Consider the following 17,864-nt stretch of genomic DNA (forward strand, 5'->3'; position numbering starts at 1 on the left):
TACTTTGCAGGAGCGAGCAGGCGGGCTCGCACAATTGTGGATCGCGACTTGCCCGGGCGGCTTTCGCACACCCGGGCAACCCGCTCCTACAAATCACCGGTCACTTGGTTGCAGCGCCATCCGGCACGAACACATAACCCACGCCCCAGACGGTCTGGATATAGCGCGGCTTCGACGGGTCCGGTTCGATCATGCGGCGCAGACGGGAAATCTGCACATCGATGGAACGCTCCAGCGCATCCCATTCCCGCCCACGGGCCAGGTTCATCAGCTTGTCGCGGGTCAGCGGCTCGCGGGCATGCATCACCAGGGCCTTGAGCACGGCGAATTCGCCGGTGGTGAGCATGTGCACTTCGTCGCCGCGCTTGAGTTCGCGGGTGGCGAGGGACAGCTCGTAGTCGCCGAAGGTGACGCTCTCATCTTCGCTGCCCGGAGCGCCCGGAACCGGAGCCGCCTGACGCCGCAGCACGGCCTTGACCCGCGCCATCAGTTCGTCGGGGTTGAACGGCTTGGCCAGGTAATCGTCGGCACCCAGTTCCAGGCCCTTGATCCGGCTCAGCTCGTCGCCCTTGGCGGTCAGCATGATGATCGGCACCTGGTTGTTCGCCGCGCGCAGGCGACGGCAGGCCGTCAGGCCGTCTTCGCCAGGCAGCATCAGGTCGAGGACCACCAGATTGAACACTTCACGCGCCAGCAGACGGTCCATTTGCTCGGTGTTGGCCACCGCGCGGGCACGATAGCCCTTGCTGGTGAAAAAACGTTCCAGCAGGCTGCTCAGCCCCGGATCGTCATCCACGATGAGAATTTTTTCGCCTTCAGCAGTTTGTGCAGTGCTGCTCATGGGTTGCTCCTTTGATCTCGGCGCGCATTATGGGGCCAGCGACCGTTATACGTATCCTGTGCATTGTTAGCAGATTTTTCCTCGACTACCAGCAAACGCTGTTTTATGCCTACACGCGCACAATCCCCCCAAGCCCGGAACGCTGGTTATAATGCCCCGCCTTCTGCGTCAGGCAACGTCTGATCATTGCTGTTCGATGCCATCTTTTTTTCAAAGGCTCACAGCAATGTGCTGATTTCACGGGTCACAAGGTGCGCCTTTTGATCCCAAACCAGGCTCGCCCGACAGGCCCAAAGGCCCGGCGTGCCTGATTTCACACTTTGTCAGGTGGTTTTATGGACAGCATCAACAGCCGCATCGCCGAAGAACTCGGCGTACGCCCACAACAGGTCGAAGCGGCCGTCGCTCTACTGGATGAAGGTTCTACCGTACCTTTCATCGCGCGCTACCGTAAGGAAGTGACCGGCAGCCTGGATGACACCCAGCTGCGGCACCTGGAAGAGCGCCTGCGCTACCTGCGAGAACTCGACGAGCGGCGCATCAGCATCCTCGCCAGCATCGAGGAGCAGGGCAAGCTGACCCCGGAACTCGCTCGCGACATCAAGCTCGCCGACACCAAGACCCGCCTCGAAGACTTGTACCTGCCTTATAAGCAGAAGCGCCGCACCAAGGGCCAGATCGCCCTGGAAGCCGGTCTCGGCGAGTTGGCGGACGGCCTGTTCAACGATCCGTCGCTGACCCCGGAAAGCGAAGCCGCGCGCTTCGTCAACGCGGAAAAAGGCGTCGCCGACACCAAGGCGGCCCTCGAAGGCGCCAAGTACATCCTGATGGAGCGCTTCGCCGAAGACGCCAGCCTGCTGGACAAGCTGCGCAACTACCTCAAGCAGGAAGCCACCCTCAGTGCCCGCGTGATCGCCGGCAAGGAAGAAGAAGGCGCCAAGTTCCGCGACTACTTCGAACACGACGAACCGCTCAAGAGCATGCCGTCGCACCGCGCCCTGGCGATTTTCCGTGGCCGCAACGAAGGCATCCTCAGCTCGGCACTGAAAGTCGGCGACGAACTGCCCGGCACCATGCATCCGTGCGAAGGCATGATCGGCCAGCAGTTCGGCATCCAGAACCAGAACCGCCCTGCCGACAAATGGCTCGGCGAAGTGGTGCGCTGGACCTGGAAGGTCAAGCTCTACACCCACCTGGAAACCGACCTGCTGGGCGAGTTGCGCGACGGCGCGGAAACCGAGGCGATCAACGTGTTCGCCCACAACCTGCATGACCTGCTGCTGGCCGCCCCGGCCGGCCCGCGCGCGACCCTGGGTCTGGACCCGGGCCTGCGTACCGGCTGCAAGGTCGCGGTGGTGGACGCCACCGGCAAGCTGCTGGACCACGCCACGGTCTACCCGCACGTGCCGCACAACAAGTGGGACCAGACCCTGGCCGTCCTCGCCGCGCTGTGCGCCAAGCACTCGGTGGACCTGATCGCCATCGGCAACGGCACCGCCAGCCGTGAAACCGACAAGCTGGCCGCCGAACTGATCAAGAAATACCCGGCCATGAAAATGACCAAGGTCATGGTCTCCGAGGCCGGCGCATCGGTGTACTCGGCCTCGGAGCTGGCGTCCAAGGAGTTCCCGGACCTCGACGTATCGATCCGGGGCGCGGTGTCCATCGCTCGCCGCCTGCAGGACCCGCTGGCCGAACTGGTGAAGATCGATCCGAAATCCATCGGTGTCGGCCAATACCAGCACGACGTGTCGCAGCTGAAACTGGCGCGCGGCCTCGACGCGGTGGTGGAAGACTGCGTGAACGCCGTCGGCGTCGACGTGAATACCGCCTCGGTGGCGCTGCTGGCACGGATCTCCGGCCTGAACACCACCCTGGCGCAGAACATCGTCAACCATCGCGACGAGAACGGTGCCTTCAAGACCCGCGCCGCGCTGAAGAAAGTCGCGCGCCTGGGCGAAAAGACCTTCGAGCAGGCCGCCGGCTTCCTTCGTGTGATGAACGGCGACAACCCGCTGGACTCGTCCGCCGTGCACCCGGAAGCCTATCCGCTGGTACAGCGCATCGCCGCCGAAACCGACCGTGATATCCGCTCGCTGATCGGCGACGCCAGCTTCCTCAAGCGCCTGGACCCGAAAAAGTACACCGACGAGACCTTCGGCCTGCCGACCGTCACCGATATCCTTCAGGAACTGGAGAAACCGGGTCGCGACCCACGTCCCGAGTTCAAGACCGCCGAGTTCCAGGACGGTGTCGAGGACCTCAAGGACCTCGAACTGGGGATGATCCTCGAAGGCGTGGTGACCAACGTGACCAACTTCGGTGCCTTCGTCGATATCGGCGTCCACCAGGACGGCCTGGTGCACATTTCGGCGCTGTCCGAGAAGTTCATCAAGGACCCGCGTGAAGCGGTGAAGGCCGGTGACGTGGTCAAGGTGAAAGTCATGGAAGTCGACATCCCGCGCAAACGCGTCGGCCTGTCGATGCGCATGAGCGATACCCCGGGCGAGAAGATCGACGGCGCCCGCGGCTCGCGTCCGGGCTCGGCCCCGCGCCAGTCGCAGAACAACGCCCCGCGCAAGGAAACCGCGGCCCCGGCACCGAGCAACAATGCCATGGCCTCGCTGTTCGCCAACGCCAAGCAGTTGAAGAAACGCTAATGGAAATCCCTGACGGCCTTACCCAGAGCGCCTTCAGCGAGTTGATCGGCTGCCGCCTGCAACGCCTCGACAGCGGCGTTGCGGAGGTGGCCCTGTCGCTGACTCCGCAACTGCGCAATCGCGGCAACGTGTTGCATGGCGGCGCGCTGTTCAGCCTGGTGGATATCACCATGGGCCTGGCCTGTTCGGCGACCCATGGCTTCGACCAGCGCAGCGTGACCATCGAGTGCAAGATCAACTACATGCGGGCGGTGGCCGAAGGCGATGTGCTGTGCATCGCCACCGTCATCCACCCCGGGCGCCGCACCCTGGTGGTCGAGGCCGAAGTGCGCCAGGGCGACAAACTTGTCGCGAAAGCACAAGGCACGTTCGCTGTTCTCTAGCTGTCCCGTCTCGATTTGGGTTAATTTCGGCACTGCGAATGCGGTGTCGGAATTTTCCGTCGGCATCACATCCGACTCAGGGACGAAGTATCGGCGTTTTCTGACATTTACCAGGCGACAACGCCAGTTCTCAACTTCACCCTTGTAGACCGTCTTGCCCACCCCCATATTGGGGCGACTGACGCGTGAAGGAATCCAACTTGAGCGAACTTCTCAACCGCCGCCTGGCTCTGCTCGGCGAGCGCGCCCACCTCTCCCTGCTCGAAGAGTGCCTGCACGGCATCGAGCGCGAATGCCTGCGCGTCACCGGCGAAGCCCGCCTGGCGCAGACACCGCATCCGGAAGAGCTGGGTGCCGCACTGACCAACGAGCAAATCACCACGGACTACTCCGAGTCGCTGCTGGAGTTCATCACTCCGGCCCTGCCCGACCCGGCCGACACCCTGGAAAGCCTGGACAAGATCCATCGCTTTGCCTACAGCAAGCTCGGCAACGAGTACCTGTGGAGCCCGTCGATGCCCTGCCCGCTGCCGGCCGAGGAAGATATTCCGATCGCCTACTACGGCACCTCGAATATCGGCAAGCTCAAGTATGTGTACCGCCAGGGCCTGGCCCTGCGCTACGGCAAGACCATGCAGTGCATTGCCGGAATCCACTACAACTTCTCGCTGCCGGAAAAACTCTGGCCGGTGCTCAAGCAGGCCGAAGGTTTTGTCGGCACGGACCGCGACTACCAGTCGCTGGCCTATATCGCGCTGATCCGTAACTTCCGCCGCTACAGCTGGCTGCTGATGTACCTGTTCGGTGCTTCGCCGGCCCTGGACGCGGGCTTCCTGCGCGGTCGCTCGCATTCGCTGGAACAGTTCGACGCCGACACGCTGTACCTGCCCTACGCCACCAGCCTGCGCATGAGCGACCTGGGTTACCAGAGCAACGCCCAGGCCGGCCTGACGCCGTGCTACAACGACCTGAGCAGCTACACCGACAGCCTGCGCAAGGCGGTGGCGACGCCCTACGCGCCATATGTCGAGATCGGCACGCACAAGGACGGTGAGTGGGTCCAGCTCAACACCAACATCCTGCAGATCGAAAACGAGTATTACTCCAACATCCGCCCGAAACGCGTGACCTACACCGGCGAGCGGCCTATCCAGGCGCTGATGGCCCGTGGCGTGCAGTATGTCGAGGCGCGCTGCCTGGACATCAACCCGTTCCTGCCGACCGGCATCGACCTGACCGAGGCGCGCTTCCTCGATGCGTTCCTGCTGTATTGCGCGCTGAATGACAGCCCGCTGTTCGAAAGCAACGAGTGCAACAATGCCACTTCGAACTTCCTCACCGTGGTGAAGGAAGGCCGGCGTCCGGGCCTGCAATTGCAGCGTCGGGGCCAGGCGGTGGACATGAAGGAATGGGCCACCGAATTGCTCGAGCAGATTGCTCCGTTGTCGGCGTTGCTCGACCGCAGCCATGGCGGCGATGGTCACAGCAAGTCCCTGGACGAGCAAATGGCGAAGGTCCGCGATTCGTCCCTGACGCCGTCGGCCCAGGTGCTGGCGAGCATGACCCAGCACAAGGAAAGCTTTGCCCAGTTCTCCATGCGCCAGAGCCTGGCCCATGCCGAGTACTTCCGCAGCCAGCCGCTGGCCAAGGACGAACAGGCCGCTTTCGAAGAAAGCGCGCGCCAGTCGCTGGTCCAGCAACTGGAGCTGGAGCAGAACGAAGTGGGTGATTTCGACGTGTTTGTCGGGTCGTACCAGGCGAGCATCCTGTCGATCAGCAACTGAGGCGGCGCCTGTACTGACGCCTTCGCCGGCAAGCCGGCTCCCACAGGACTTCGTCGACCACGCATGCGTGGCCGACCCCGAATCCTTGTAGGAGCTGGCTTGCCAGCGAAGAGGCCCTCAAGCGCCCCAGAGCCCCAAGACCCAACCACCTCCCAAAGGACTTCGTCGGCCACACATCAGTGGCCGAGCCCGAATCCTTGTGGGAGCTGGCTTGCCAGCGAAGAGGCCCTGGAGCGACCCAAAGCCCCGCAGACCCAACCGGCTCTGAAGCTCAGAGGGCCTTTTCGAAGATCTTCGAATTACGCTGGTAGTTGTACAACGACGCCCGCGCGCTCGGCAGGCGCTCGACGCTGCTCGGCACAAATCCGCGCTCACGGAACCAGTGGGCGGTACGGGTCGTCAGGACAAACAGGGTCTTCAGGCCCTGGGCCCGGGCCCGGGTCTCGATACGCTCCAGCAGTTCGTCCCCGCGCCCGCCATGACGGTACTCCGGGTTCACCGCCAGGCACGCCAGCTCACCGGCATCCGAATCGGCGATCTGGTACAGCGCCGCACAGGCGATGATCATCCCTTCACGCTCGACCACGCTGAACTGCTCGATCTCGCGCTCCAGCACTTCCCGCGAACGCCGCACCAGGATGCCCTGTTCTTCCAGCGGACTGATCAGGTCGAGCAGGCCGCCGACATCTTCGATCGCCGCTTCGCGCACCAGCTCGAACTGCTCCTGGGCCACCAGCGTACCGCCACCATCGCGGGTGAACAGTTCGGTCAACAGCGCGCCGTCTTCGGCATAACTGACGATATGGCTGCGAGCCACGCCGCCACGGCAGGCTTCGGCCGCCGCGTCGAGCAACTCGGCCTGGTAATCGCTGCCCAGGCGCTGCAGGTGCGCCGGCACCTGCTGTGGGCGCAACTCGCGGACCAGACGACCATGTTCATCGATCAGGCCGTGATCGGCGCCGAACAACAGGAGTTTTTCCGCCCCCAGGTCGATGGCGGCGCGGGTCGCGACGTCTTCGCAGGCAAGATTGAAGATTTCCCCGGTGGGCGAGTAGCCCAGCGGCGACAACAGCACGATGGAGCGTTCGTCCAAGAGGCGGTTGATGCCCCGGCGGTCGACCCGGCGCACCTCGCCGGTGTGGTGATAGTCGACCCCTTCCAGCACGCCGATCGGCCGCGCCGTCACCAGGTTGCCGCTGGCGACCCGCAACCGCGAACCCTGCATCGGCGAGGCGGCCATGTCCATGGACAGGCGCGCTTCAATGGCGATCCGCAGATAGCCGACCGCGTCGATCACGCACTCCAGGGTGGCGGCATCGGTAATGCGCATGCCGTGATGGTAATGCGGGGTCAGGCCACGGGCCGCCAGGCGGCTTTCGATCTGCGGGCGCGAACCGTGGACCAGCACCAGGCGCACGCCCAGGCTGTGGAGCAGCACCAGGTCATGGACGATATTGCCGAAGTTGGGGTGCTCGACACCGTCACCGGGCAGCATGACGACAAAGGTGCAATCGCGGTGGGCGTTGATATAGGGAGACGCATGGCGAAGCCAGTTTACGTATTCGGGCATGACCTGAACCTGTATAAAAAACAGCCAATAAAAAGTGGGTGCAACATGAAAACGCACAACGGGCTGTTGGTTATCGTCGGAACAGGCTTGGCGACACGCGGGCTCTCCTTAATCGGTAACGGATGGTCTGGCCTGGCATTTAACGCAAGGTCGGGGCCGGGCTCAAGCAATAATGTTCAATCAGTTCACGCAGTAACGCCACGGTAGGCTGCAAACGTGACATTTCGAGGTATTCCCCCGGTTGATGCGCACACGCGATATCGCCAGGGCCGAGTACCAGGGTCTCGCAGCCAAGGCGCTGAAGATAAGGCGCTTCGGTGCCGAACGCCACTGCTTGTGCACGATGGCCGGTGAGTTTTTCGGCGATGCGCACCAGTTCGGCATCCGCCACCTGTTCGAAGGGCGGCACCTCGGGGAACAACGGCGCATAGTCGATCCGGACCTGGTGCAGTTCCGCCAGGGGTTCGAGCTTGGCGCGGATCGCCGCACGCAGCACGCCTGGGTCCATGCCAGGCAGCGGCCGCAGGTCGAACTCCAGGGAACATTGGCCGCAGATGCGGTTGGGGTTGTCGCCGCCATGGATACAGCCGAAGTTCAGGGTCGGCTGGGGCACGCTGAACTGCGGGTTGTTGTACTCGCGCTGCCACTGCCAGCGCAGGCCCTTGAGCTCGCCGATCGCATCGTGCATGGCTTCGAGGGCGCTGTGCCCCAGGCTTGGATCCGACGAATGGCCACTGCGCCCGAGGATTTCGATGCGCTCCATCATCACGCCCTTGTGCAGGCGGATCGGCTTGAGCCCGGTCGGTTCGCCGATCACCGCCGCGCGCCCCAGCGGCCGCCCGGCCTCGGCCAGCGCGCGGGCACCGGACATCGAGCTTTCTTCGTCGCAGGTGGCCAGGATCAGCAACGGCTGCTTGAACGGCTGGTCGAGCAACGGCTTGACCGCCTCGATGGCCAGGGCAAAAAAACCCTTCATGTCGCAACTGCCCAGGCCGACCCAGCGGCCGTCGACCTCGGTCAGTTTCAGCGGGTCGGTCTGCCACAGCGCCTCGTCGAACGGCACGGTATCGCTGTGCCCGGCCAGCACCAGCCCGCCGGGACCGCTGCCGAAGCTGGCCAGCAGATTGAATTTGCCGGGGCTGACCGGCTGGATATCGCAGCTGAAGCCCAGGTCGCCGAGCCATCCCGCCAGCAGGTCGATCACCGGCCGGTTGCTCTGGTCCAGGTTCGGCTGGGTACAACTGACGGAGGGAACTGCGATCAGGGCAGCGAATTGATCTTTCATCGACGGCAAAAGCATACACTTGCTCCTTGTTCACAGGACGGCCCCTGCTGCACGCCTCCAGGCCTCACGCCATCCTGTGGGAGCCCGGCTTGCCGGCGACGACGTCTTCAAGGACAACGCATGGCATGACGGCCTCATCGCCGGCAAGCCGGACTCCTGCAAGGATCGCGTGGATTTCGAAATCGATCGGCATCCGGGCGATGCCCCATCATAGAGCCATCCAACGCCCGGAATAAACCGCCGCGACGCGTGCGACCCGCTTGTCCTGTACACTGCACGGCCTAGGCAGCCACCCTTTTCCCCGGCTGCGCTCCCGATCCTGGATTTTCCGGCCATGCAGAAAGAAACCGAAATCAAACTCCGCGTCAGCCGCGAAACCCTCGCCGCCTTGCGCGAGCACCCGCTTTTGAAGAAGCGTAACAAAAGTGGCTGGGAACGTCGCGAGCTGACGAATCAGTATTTCGACACCCCCGAGCGCGACCTGGCCAAGGCCAAGGTCGCCCTGCGCCTGCGCCGTGACGGCGAAGAAGTGATCCAGACCCTCAAGACCCGCGGCCAGAGCGTCGCCGGTCTGTCGGAACGCAACGAGTACGACTGGCACCTGCCCAAGGCCAAGCTCGATGTGAAGAAGCTCGACGGCGAATGCTGGCCAGCAGCACTGGCCGAGCTGGACAAGAAGACCCTGAAGCCGATCTTCACCACCGATTTCGTCCGCGAACGGGCAGAAATCGCCTGGGGGCGCGGCAAGTCCAAGGTGGTGATCGAAGCCGCTCTGGACCTGGGCTTCGTTGTCGCCGGCAAGCAGAAGGAAGAAATCTGCGAGCTGGAACTGGAATTGCGCGAAGGCGAGCCGGCCGCCCTGCTGGAACTGGCTGCCGAGCTGGCCGAGAAGCTGGCACTGATGCCCTGCGACATCAGCAAGGCCGAGCGCGGCTATCGCCTGTTCGACGCCAACAGCTACTCCCTGAGCCTGCCGGCCCCGCAACTGACCGCCGAGATGCCGCTGGACGACGCCTTCGCCGCCCTGGCCTGGCATTTGCTCGGCAGCAGCCAGCGACTGGCCGAGCAATACCGCTTCAACGGCCACTGGCGCCTGCTGCAGGATTGGGTCGCGCAACTGATCGAATTGCGCGCCCTGGTCGGCAGCCTCGGCCAGGCCGCGCCACGGCAGGCGACCAGCGAGCTGCGCAGTGCCCTGGATGCGCTGCTGGAAGACTGGCGTCCGTTGCTCAACGCCGGTGCGGAAGACGAAGACGTGCGCAAGGCCGCGCCGGAACAGTTCCTCGAGGAGCTGGAAGACGTGCGCTGGGGCCTGTTCTCCCTGAACACCTCGCGCTGGTTGCTGGCCCGTAGCTGGGCGGCCGACCGTACCACCCGCGGCAACCGCCAGGGCGCGGCGCAGTTGCAGAACTGGCTGCCACGCCTGCTGGCCGAGGAAGCCGCTTCGTTGCAACTGGGACGCTACCAGCAGCAACCGGAAGATCTCGCCGAGCAACTGCCGCGCATCGAGCGGATCCAGGCCTGGCTGCACCTGGCCCGTGGCGTGCTGGACCTGCCGGACCTGGATCGCCTGTTCGGCGAACTGAACAAGCTGGCCCAACTGGCGGAACTGGATATCAGCGAAGAAGTCCTGGAAGCGCGGGTGCAGCAGGCGCTGACGGTGTTCCAGAGCCGTGCCTGGAAGACCTTGCTGCGCCTGTAACCTCGCAACCTGCATGAGCCTGGCTGGCCAGCGCAGCTTCTGGCGGTGCTCAGAACCTCTGCGCGGGCAGGCCGGGATGCCGGCCGGGCCCCCGCTGAAAAAAATAGCAATCTTTGTCTTGGTATCGGACCAAACGTCAGGCAGCCTCGCGACTATTCTTTGCAATCCAGGGTCAGACAGGGACTACGTCTGAATCAATGGTTGCAAGACCGCCTGAATAGGAGCCCGCATGCCCGTCGCCCCACTCTCCCAGGACCGCTGGCTGGATCTCAACGAGCTGCTGCGCGAACTGGTCGCCCAGGGTTTTATCAGCCAGGACTCGGCCGAGCACGCCCTGACCATCCGGCGCAACGCGCAGAACAGCCAGTTGCATCCGCTGGAATTCATCGCCAGCCAGCACCTGCCCGACCAGAGCCGCCCCGGCAAGCCGCTGGAGCTCGAGAACCTGACTTTGTGGCTGGCGCAACAGGTCGGCCAGCCGTACCTGCGCATCGATCCGCTGAAAATCAACGTCGCCGCGATCATGCCGCTGATGTCCTATGCCTTTGCCCAGCGCCACAAGATCCTCGCCGTCGCGGTGGATCACGACGGCGTGACCATCGCCAGCGCCCAGCCCCACGTAAAGGCCTGGGAAGCCGACCTGAGCCATGTGCTCAAGCTGCCGATCAAGCGGGTGGTGGCCAACCCGGTGGATATCCAGCGCTACACCGTGGAATTCTTCCGCCTGGCGAAGTCGGTCAGCGGCGCCAACATGGTCGACCAGAAAGGCCATAACCTGGGCAACTTCGAGCAACTGCTGAACCTCGGCGCCAGCGACCAGGAACCGGACGCCAACGACGCGCATATCGTCAATATCGTCGACTGGCTGTTCCAGTACGCGTTCCAGCAACGGGCCAGCGATATCCATATCGAGCCGCGGCGCGAGCAGGGCACGGTGCGTTTTCGCATCGACGGTGTACTGCACAACGTCTACCAGTTCCCGCCCCAGGTGACCATGGCGATTGTCAGCCGCCTCAAGAGCCTGGGTCGGATGAATGTCGCGGAAAAACGCAAACCCCAGGACGGCCGGGTCAAGACCAAGACCCCGGACGGCGGCGAAGTGGAATTGCGTCTGTCGACTCTGCCGACCGCGTTCGGCGAGAAGATGGTCATGCGCATCTTCGATCCGGAAGTGCTGCTCAAGGATTTCGACCAGCTCGGCTTCTCCGCCGAAGACCTGCGCCGCTGGCAGGACATGACCCGCCAGCCCAACGGCATCATCCTGGTGACCGGGCCCACCGGCTCGGGCAAGACCACCACGCTGTACACCACGCTGAAAAAGCTGGCGACTCCGGAGGTCAATCTCTGCACCATCGAAGACCCGATCGAGATGGTCGAGCCGGCCTTCAACCAGATGCAGGTCCAGCACAATATCGACCTGACCTTCGCCAGCGGCGTACGCGCCCTGATGCGCCAGGACCCGGACATCATCATGATCGGCGAGATCCGCGATCTGGAAACCGCCGAGATGGCGATTCAGGCGGCGCTGACCGGGCACCTGGTGCTCTCGACCCTGCACACCAACGACGCGCCGAGCGCCATTAGCCGCCTGCTGGAACTGGGTGTACCGCATTACCTGATCAAGGCCACGGTGCTCGGCGTCATGGCCCAGCGTCTGGTGCGTACCTTGTGTCCGCACTGCAAGGCACCGCAGAGCCTGTCCGAAGAAGACTGGCAGACCCTGACCCGGCCCTGGCAGGCACCGCTGCCCACCGGCGCGCAGCGCGCCATCGGCTGCCTGGAATGCCGCGATACCGGTTATCGCGGACGAGCCGGGGTCTACGAGATCATGTTGCTCAGCGACAGCGTGAAGGCGCTGATCCATGCCGATACCGACCTGCTGGCGGTGCGCCGCCAGGCGTTCATGGAAGGCATGCGCAGCTTGCGCCTGTCCGGTGCGCAGAAGGTCGCGGCGGGGCTGACCACCATCGAGGAAGTGCTGCGGGTCACGCCTCAGAGCGAACAGCGCTGAACGTGCCGCGGCCAGTGTCCGGGCCCGTCCGGCAGGCGTTCATTACGGGGTGATCTCCAACCAGTCGATCACCCCGACCTCGTTGTTGGCCTTGATGTTCACCGAGTCCTCATTGCCCCGACGCTGGAGGATCGAACGGCCCAGGCTGACCTTTTCTCCCGTGCGCAGATTGATGGCATCCTGCGCCCTGGAAGGGCTGAACAACCAGGCGCCGCCAGCATCGCCCCTTACCCGCGTGCCCGCCACGTAGCGCCAGTCCCCCAGCGTGGCGGGCTGGGCCAGTTGGCCCTGCCAGCCCAGCGGCTGGCGCTGCGCATCGAGCATCATGCGCAGCGCCGCCAGCTGCAGGCCGTCGAGGGCGATGCTCAGGTTGTCGGCGTCCTCGGCCCGCAGCATCCAACCCGACCTGTCGCCAGAAACCACCGTGCCCGCCGGCCAGTCCACCCCGGCCACACCCATCCCGGGGACCAGGCCACACTCTTTGAAATGCCAGCGACTTGGCCGGAACCTGTCGTCGACTGCATGCCCGAAGACCACCCAGGCACTTGCGGTACAGGACCAGCCCTGCACCATCCGGTCATGCTCGAGACGTACACGGGCGTTGTCGGAGCCCCAGGAAAAATCCAGCGCCACCACCGGCAACCCGAGGACATCGAGGGCAACGGGCAATTCGATTGACGTCAGGCTTTGCAGGCCGTGCGCCTGGGGCTGCCCCTGCCAGTCCAGCGCCTCCAGGGTGCCGATATGCGCCTGGCTGCCCGCCGGAAAATGCAGTTCGCCCAACTGCAGATCAGCTTGCAGGCGAGGGTTCAGTGCCTGCCGTTGCGATTCGGCTTCCTCGTCGATCCGCTGGAAATCCCGCCACATCAACCCGCCCAGTCCGGCAAACACCAGGGCGACCAGTATCAGCACCGCGTAACGCCGGGGGTTGCGCCGCAGGTGATCGCGCGTCGGCGCGAACAGCGAGGCCACCAGCACCCACAGCAACCCGGCGGCACTGAGCGCCGCCAGCGCGATCAGCAGGAAAACCAGGAAAATGACGGAGGGATCGGGACCGAAGATCATCGAAACCAGGCGCTCACAGGATGCGACAGTGAAATGACCGCCAAATTAGCATGGCCCGACCTCTACACTTGAATACAAATGAAACACTTATCTTCAACCAGGCTCGCTACAATCATTCCACTATCGCCACCTCGATAAACACTTGAACACAGGGAACCGTCATGCAAATCGGTAGCGTGCTTCTGCTTTTCGTCGGCCTGGCCATTGCCATCGTCTTCATGGGCTTCAAGGTCGTACCCCAGGGGTATCAGTGGACGGTGGAACGCTTCGGCCGCTACACCACCACCCTCAAGCCCGGCCTGAACATCATCGTCCCGGTCATGGACCGTATCGGGCGCAAGATCAACGTGATGGAAAGCGTGCTGGATATCCCGCCCCAGGAAGTCATCACGTCCGACAACGCCACCGTGCAGATCGACGCGGTGTGTTTCTTCCAGGTGGTCAATACGGCCCAGGCGGCCTACGAGGTGAACAACCTCGAACACGCCATCCGTAACCTGCTGCAGACCAACATCCGCACCGTGCTCGGCTCCATGGAGCTCGATGCCATGCTCGGCCAGCGCGACACCATCAACGAGAAACTGCTGCGCACCGTCGATGAAGCCACCGCACCGTGGGGCATCAAGATCACCCGGATCGAAATCAAGGACATCAGCCCGCCCGCCGACCTGATGGCGGCAATGTCCGGGCAGATGAAGGCCGAACGGGTCAAGCGCGCGCAGATCCTCGAGGCCGAAGGCCTGCGGGCGTCGGCGATCCTGACCGCCGAAGGCAAGAAGCAGGCGCAGATCCTCGAAGCCGAAGGTAATCGCCAGGCCGCCTTCCTCGAATCCGAGGCCCGCGAACGGGAAGCCGAGGCCGAGGCCCGGGCGACCCAGGTGGTGTCCGAGGCGATCGCCAACGGCAACGTGCAGGCGGTCAACTACTTCGTCGCGCAGAAATACATCGATGCCCTCGGCAAGCTGGCCTCGGCCAACAACAGCAAGGTGATCCTGATGCCGCTCGAAGCCAGCCAGGTCATCGGCGCGGTCGGCGGCATCGGCGAAATCGTCAAGGCCACTTTCGACGGCAAGAAGGCCTGAGGCACCGCCATGTGGGAATTCCTGCAACACCTGTCCTTCTGGGACTGGCTGGCCCTCGGCACGATCCTGCTGATACTCGAAGTGTTCGGCGCCGGCGGCTACCTGCTGTGGGTCGGCATTGCCGCGGCAGCGGTCGGCGTGTTGACCTTCGTGATTCCCGGCCTGCCGTGGACCGTGCAATTCCTGTTGTTCGGCCTGCTCTCGGTGCTGACGGCGGTGTACTGGTGGAAACGCCAGCGCAGCGCCGCCAGCGTCAGCGACCAGCCGGGCCTCAACGAACGCGGCCATGAGCTGATCGGCAAGACCTTCGTGGTACACGCGGCGATCAGCAACGGTCGCGGCAAGGTCAAGGTCGGCGATGGCGTATGGATGGTCACCGGCCCCGACGCCGAGGTCGGTGCACGGGTCCGGGTGGTCGGCCAGAACGGCACGATCCTGCAGGTCGAAACCGTTGAATGAAGACAATGGAACTCCGCATCGATAACCGCAATCCAACGGTTCATATACCCCCATGCGGAGTCACCACCATGCGTCTCAAATATGCTGTCGCCACCCTGGCATTGCTGTCCATCCCCGTTGGCTCGGCCATGGCCGACGGTTTCTGGCGCAACGTCATTTCGTCCGGTGCCACCACCGGCTCGACCTACCTGACGTTCAAGGACCACAAGCTGATCGTCGCCGCCCAGGACGATGCCGGCAGCTTTGTTGCCAGCGACGGCAATATCCGCGGCCCTTATCTGGAAGCCGCCATGCAGAAAGTGCGTGCCGATAATCCGGACCTGAAAGCAAGCGACATGGAACTGGCCAACGCGATCCTGGCGAAGAACGCACTGGCAGACGAATGATCGACAGCCCGTCGAACTGAACGATGAAACGCCGACAGCCTGTCGGCGTTTTTCGTTTCTGCCGCTCCGTTATTGCGCCGCTACTGCCTTCAGCCCCGCCAGAGCGTAAGTCATCATGTGCTCGATCAGCGCCTGGGGCTCGATATCCAGGCCCGGCAACACGTTCTGGCTCAGGGTCTCGTGGGCCAGCAGCAGGAACAGGCAAGGGGCGAATACCCCCAGCGCACAGCGCAACGTGGTCGGGTGGTCGTCCGGCAGGTTCATGATCTGCCCGAGGATGCCGCGGAAGATCTTCGCCTTGGGATACGCCTGCTGTTCCAGCACCGAGGGCAACAGGCTCGAGGGCGACAGCAGTTCCCGACTGAGGACCTTGAGGGCCCAGGCCTCGCGATGATCCTGCAGGCGCTCCACCAGCACCGTGATGATCACTCGTAACTTGTCCTCGGCGGGTGCCGGGCTCTGGCTCAGGCTGAGCAGCGTATCGATGCGCAGCAGGCGATCATGGGCCTCGAGCAGCACGGCCCGGTACAGGCCGTCCTTGTTCTCGAAGTGATAGTTGACCGAGGCGGCATTCGACCTGGAGTTTTCACAGACCTGCTTGCTGGTGGTATTGGCGTATCCCAGCCGCGCGAACAACTGACCCGCCGTTTCCAGGATCTGCTGGCGGGTCGCCTGGCCATCCTGGCGCTGGGCACGTTGAGAGGCGGTCTGGTTGGGACCGGACACGGGCATGGGATTCCTCACTAGATCAAATTCAAATTTGACTTTTATTTATACACGGCTTAGTTTCAAATCAACCACTCCCCTCGACAGGCGTGGACGCTGCCGACAGATGCTGTCAGGTCCACAGCCGTTTAGCCAAAGGAAATTACCGCAATGGATGCGCGCGTCATGACCCCGTTCACCTACTTCTCCCTGCCGATGCAGAAGCTGTTCCTGCGCAACCGCGAGGCGATCAAGGACAAGCCCTACGCCAGGTATTTCAGCGGGCACATGCAGGTTCCGCTGTCTGCCGTGCGCGGAATCCAGCAAGGACCACTGGCTCCGGAACAGACGCTGACGCCGGGTATCGAGGATATCAATCGTCTGCTGGAAGCGGATTTCGTCAGCGCCGAGTCGGGTTATGCCCTGCTGCCCGGGCCCATGGCCTACGTCCAGAGCCGCAAGTTCTTTCCCGGCTGCACCGCCGAGATGTTCAAGTGGTGGTTCATGTGGCATCCGCTTGAGGCCGAGCGCTATACCCTGTGGTTTCCCTATGCCCATGTCAGCAATCCCTGCGTCAATCACGAACGGCTCAAGGACACTTCCCTGAGTTTCGAAGAGCGCTTGTACGGCAATACCTTCTGCGCCTCGGAATATGTCGGCGATCGCCTGATGCACCTGCATATCCACTTCCAGGAACCGGAGAAACTGGGCCTGCGCACCGAGCTGTACCGGGATGCGAAGATCGACGGCAGCGTCAGCGCGCTGATGAGCCTCGCCGAACAACCGGATGTGCCGGTGTCGCTGATGGTCCACCTGTTCAAGCAGACCCCGGATGGCCTCTACCTGACCAGCCGCTACTGGGTCGGCAGCCATCCGTCGATGGCGCGTTTCCCCGGTGCCGAACGCGCCGCGGCGCTGCTACAGGCCAACGGCCTGGGTGAGGCGGAGCTGGAGACCCTGGCCTACGAGTTCGCCGTCCACGACCTGTGCGAATTCAACCACCTGGCCAGTTTCCTGCCGGATCTGTACCGGGAATTCAGCGCCAGCTGAATCACCGGGCAAGGCATTCCGCCCGGCGGGCGGAATGACCTCCAGGCCTCAGCGTTGCCCCGCCGGACACACACCGTTTATCAGAAGCGTCGTAAATTCCCCGATATCCTGTTCCGCTGTCAGTTGCTCGGTCAGCAGGCGATACCAGCAAAAACCGAAGATCATATCGAGCAGCAATTCGCGATTGGTGTCCTTTGGCAGTTCACCATTACTGATGGCATTTTCCACCAGCTTCTTCGGCATCTCCCGCCGCCGTTCCATGAACTGGTCCTTGAGCTGGACCAGGGTGACCGGATCCAGCTGGGCCTCCGCGATGACACAGCGAAAAGCCTCGCCACAAATCGTCTCACGCCATACCTTCCAGAGATTGTGCAGCAAAAAGTCGAGATCTGCCTTGAAAGAGCCGAGATCAGGAAACTTCCTCACCTGCTCGCTTTCATTCTCGTAAACCTCGGCGATCAACGCCGCCTTGTTGTTCCACCAACGGTAGATCGTCGGCTTGCTGGCACCCGCCCGTCGGGCGACCGACTCGATACTGAGTCCCGAATAACCGCATTCCTTGAGAATCTCGATCGTCGAACTGAGGATGGCCTTGTGGGTGTGGGGGCTTCGTAGGGAACCGATGGAGCTGCGAGAGGGTGTACGAGCCACGGTGAAATCTCCAGGCAGGGTGCTTGACAAAAGCAACGCAAGGTATAGGATTCCCTCGAAATGAAATGAAACGGTCCGTTTCGTTTCATTTCGATGAAACTATGAACGACTGACTTAGATCAATCTGTTTTCCGATTTTCTCATTAGCGTGCAGGAAACAAAGCCTTCTGCTCAGGGCATCCCCCATCAGTCGGCAGCTGTTTTTTCCACTTATGAAATCAAGTCATTTG

At 63.0% G+C, this 17,864-nt stretch carries 15 protein-coding genes; 9 read left to right on the plus strand and 6 right to left on the minus strand.

Annotated features, from left to right (window positions below):
- Nucleotides 1–100: 100 nt before the first annotated feature.
- On the minus strand, nt 101–841 hold the full coding sequence (gene ompR / locus HX881_RS24775; protein WP_017125404.1) for an osmolarity response regulator transcription factor OmpR: 741 nt from the start codon (nt 839–841) through the stop codon (nt 101–103).
- Nucleotides 842–1,176: 335 nt separating this feature from the next.
- Here ompR and HX881_RS24780 point away from each other — a divergent pair, with 335 nt between their 5' ends.
- The 3 genes from HX881_RS24780 to gshA all read left to right on the plus strand — a co-directional run bounded on the left by HX881_RS24780 (nt 1,177) and on the right by gshA (nt 5,668).
- Nucleotides 1,177–3,501, plus strand: a complete 2,325-nt coding sequence (locus tag HX881_RS24780; protein WP_177087134.1) for a Tex family protein — start codon at nt 1,177–1,179, stop codon at nt 3,499–3,501.
- Nucleotides 3,501–3,884, plus strand: a complete 384-nt coding sequence (locus HX881_RS24785; RefSeq protein WP_017125406.1) for a PaaI family thioesterase — start codon at nt 3,501–3,503, stop codon at nt 3,882–3,884. The genes HX881_RS24780 and HX881_RS24785 overlap by 1 nt, the downstream gene beginning before the upstream one ends.
- A gap of 200 nt (nt 3,885–4,084) precedes the next feature.
- A complete protein-coding gene (gene gshA / locus HX881_RS24790; protein ID WP_177087135.1) occupies nt 4,085–5,668 on the plus strand; it encodes a glutamate--cysteine ligase in 1,584 nt (527 codons plus the stop codon).
- Between the two features lie 271 nt (nt 5,669–5,939).
- Here gshA and argA read toward each other — a convergent pair whose 3' ends face one another.
- Together argA and argE are read right to left on the minus strand one after the other, a co-directional pair.
- On the minus strand, nt 5,940–7,238 hold the full coding sequence (gene argA, locus HX881_RS24795; RefSeq protein ID WP_017125408.1) for an amino-acid N-acetyltransferase: 1,299 nt from the start codon (nt 7,236–7,238) through the stop codon (nt 5,940–5,942).
- Between the two features lie 139 nt (nt 7,239–7,377).
- A complete protein-coding gene (gene argE / locus HX881_RS24800) occupies nt 7,378–8,538 on the minus strand; it encodes an acetylornithine deacetylase (protein WP_103032768.1) in 1,161 nt (386 codons plus the stop codon).
- 319 nt (nt 8,539–8,857) lie between these two features.
- Between argE and HX881_RS24805 the strand changes: the two genes are divergently transcribed.
- On the plus strand, nt 8,858–10,225 hold the full coding sequence (locus HX881_RS24805) for a CYTH domain-containing protein (RefSeq protein ID WP_177087136.1): 1,368 nt from the start codon (nt 8,858–8,860) through the stop codon (nt 10,223–10,225).
- 229 nt (nt 10,226–10,454) lie between these two features.
- Nucleotides 10,455–12,236, plus strand: coding sequence for a type IV pilus assembly ATPase TfpB (tfpB, locus tag HX881_RS24810; RefSeq protein ID WP_177087137.1), 1,782 nt, complete (start codon nt 10,455–10,457; stop codon nt 12,234–12,236).
- Between the two features lie 42 nt (nt 12,237–12,278).
- Here tfpB and HX881_RS24815 read toward each other — a convergent pair whose 3' ends face one another.
- The gene (locus tag HX881_RS24815; protein ID WP_177087139.1) at nt 12,279–13,301 is read right to left on the minus strand and encodes a hypothetical protein; all 1,023 of its coding nucleotides are present in this window, start codon (nt 13,299–13,301) and stop codon (nt 12,279–12,281) included.
- 161 nt (nt 13,302–13,462) lie between these two features.
- On the opposite strand from HX881_RS24815, the gene HX881_RS24820 reads away from it, so the two are divergent.
- From HX881_RS24820 to HX881_RS24830, 3 genes are all read left to right on the plus strand, one after another.
- The gene (locus HX881_RS24820) at nt 13,463–14,383 is read left to right on the plus strand and encodes an SPFH domain-containing protein (protein WP_017125415.1); all 921 of its coding nucleotides are present in this window, start codon (nt 13,463–13,465) and stop codon (nt 14,381–14,383) included.
- Nucleotides 14,384–14,392: 9 nt separating this feature from the next.
- Complete coding sequence (locus tag HX881_RS24825) at nt 14,393–14,842, plus strand: NfeD family protein (protein WP_017125416.1); 450 nt, start codon at nt 14,393–14,395, stop codon at nt 14,840–14,842.
- Nucleotides 14,843–14,910: 68 nt separating this feature from the next.
- Nucleotides 14,911–15,228 (plus strand): DUF2388 domain-containing protein, encoded by a 318-nt coding sequence (locus HX881_RS24830; protein ID WP_017125417.1) that lies wholly within the window; start codon nt 14,911–14,913, stop codon nt 15,226–15,228.
- Between the two features lie 69 nt (nt 15,229–15,297).
- On the opposite strand, the gene HX881_RS24835 is transcribed toward HX881_RS24830, so the two are convergent.
- Complete coding sequence (locus HX881_RS24835) at nt 15,298–15,960, minus strand: TetR/AcrR family transcriptional regulator (RefSeq protein ID WP_177087141.1); 663 nt, start codon at nt 15,958–15,960, stop codon at nt 15,298–15,300.
- 144 nt (nt 15,961–16,104) lie between these two features.
- Here HX881_RS24835 and phlG point away from each other — a divergent pair, with 144 nt between their 5' ends.
- Nucleotides 16,105–16,983, plus strand: a complete 879-nt coding sequence (gene phlG, locus HX881_RS24840; RefSeq protein WP_177087143.1) for a 2,4-diacetylphloroglucinol hydrolase — start codon at nt 16,105–16,107, stop codon at nt 16,981–16,983.
- A gap of 48 nt (nt 16,984–17,031) precedes the next feature.
- Here phlG and HX881_RS24845 read toward each other — a convergent pair whose 3' ends face one another.
- Nucleotides 17,032–17,634 carry a TetR/AcrR family transcriptional regulator gene (locus HX881_RS24845; protein ID WP_103033105.1) on the minus strand — a complete coding sequence of 201 codons (603 nt, stop codon included), beginning with the start codon at nt 17,632–17,634 and terminating at the stop codon, nt 17,032–17,034.
- Between the last annotated feature and the right edge of the window lie 230 nt (nt 17,635–17,864).

The sequence above is a fragment of the Pseudomonas gingeri genome (assembly GCF_013386115.1).
GTDB lineage: Bacteria > Pseudomonadota > Gammaproteobacteria > Pseudomonadales > Pseudomonadaceae > Aquipseudomonas > Aquipseudomonas gingeri.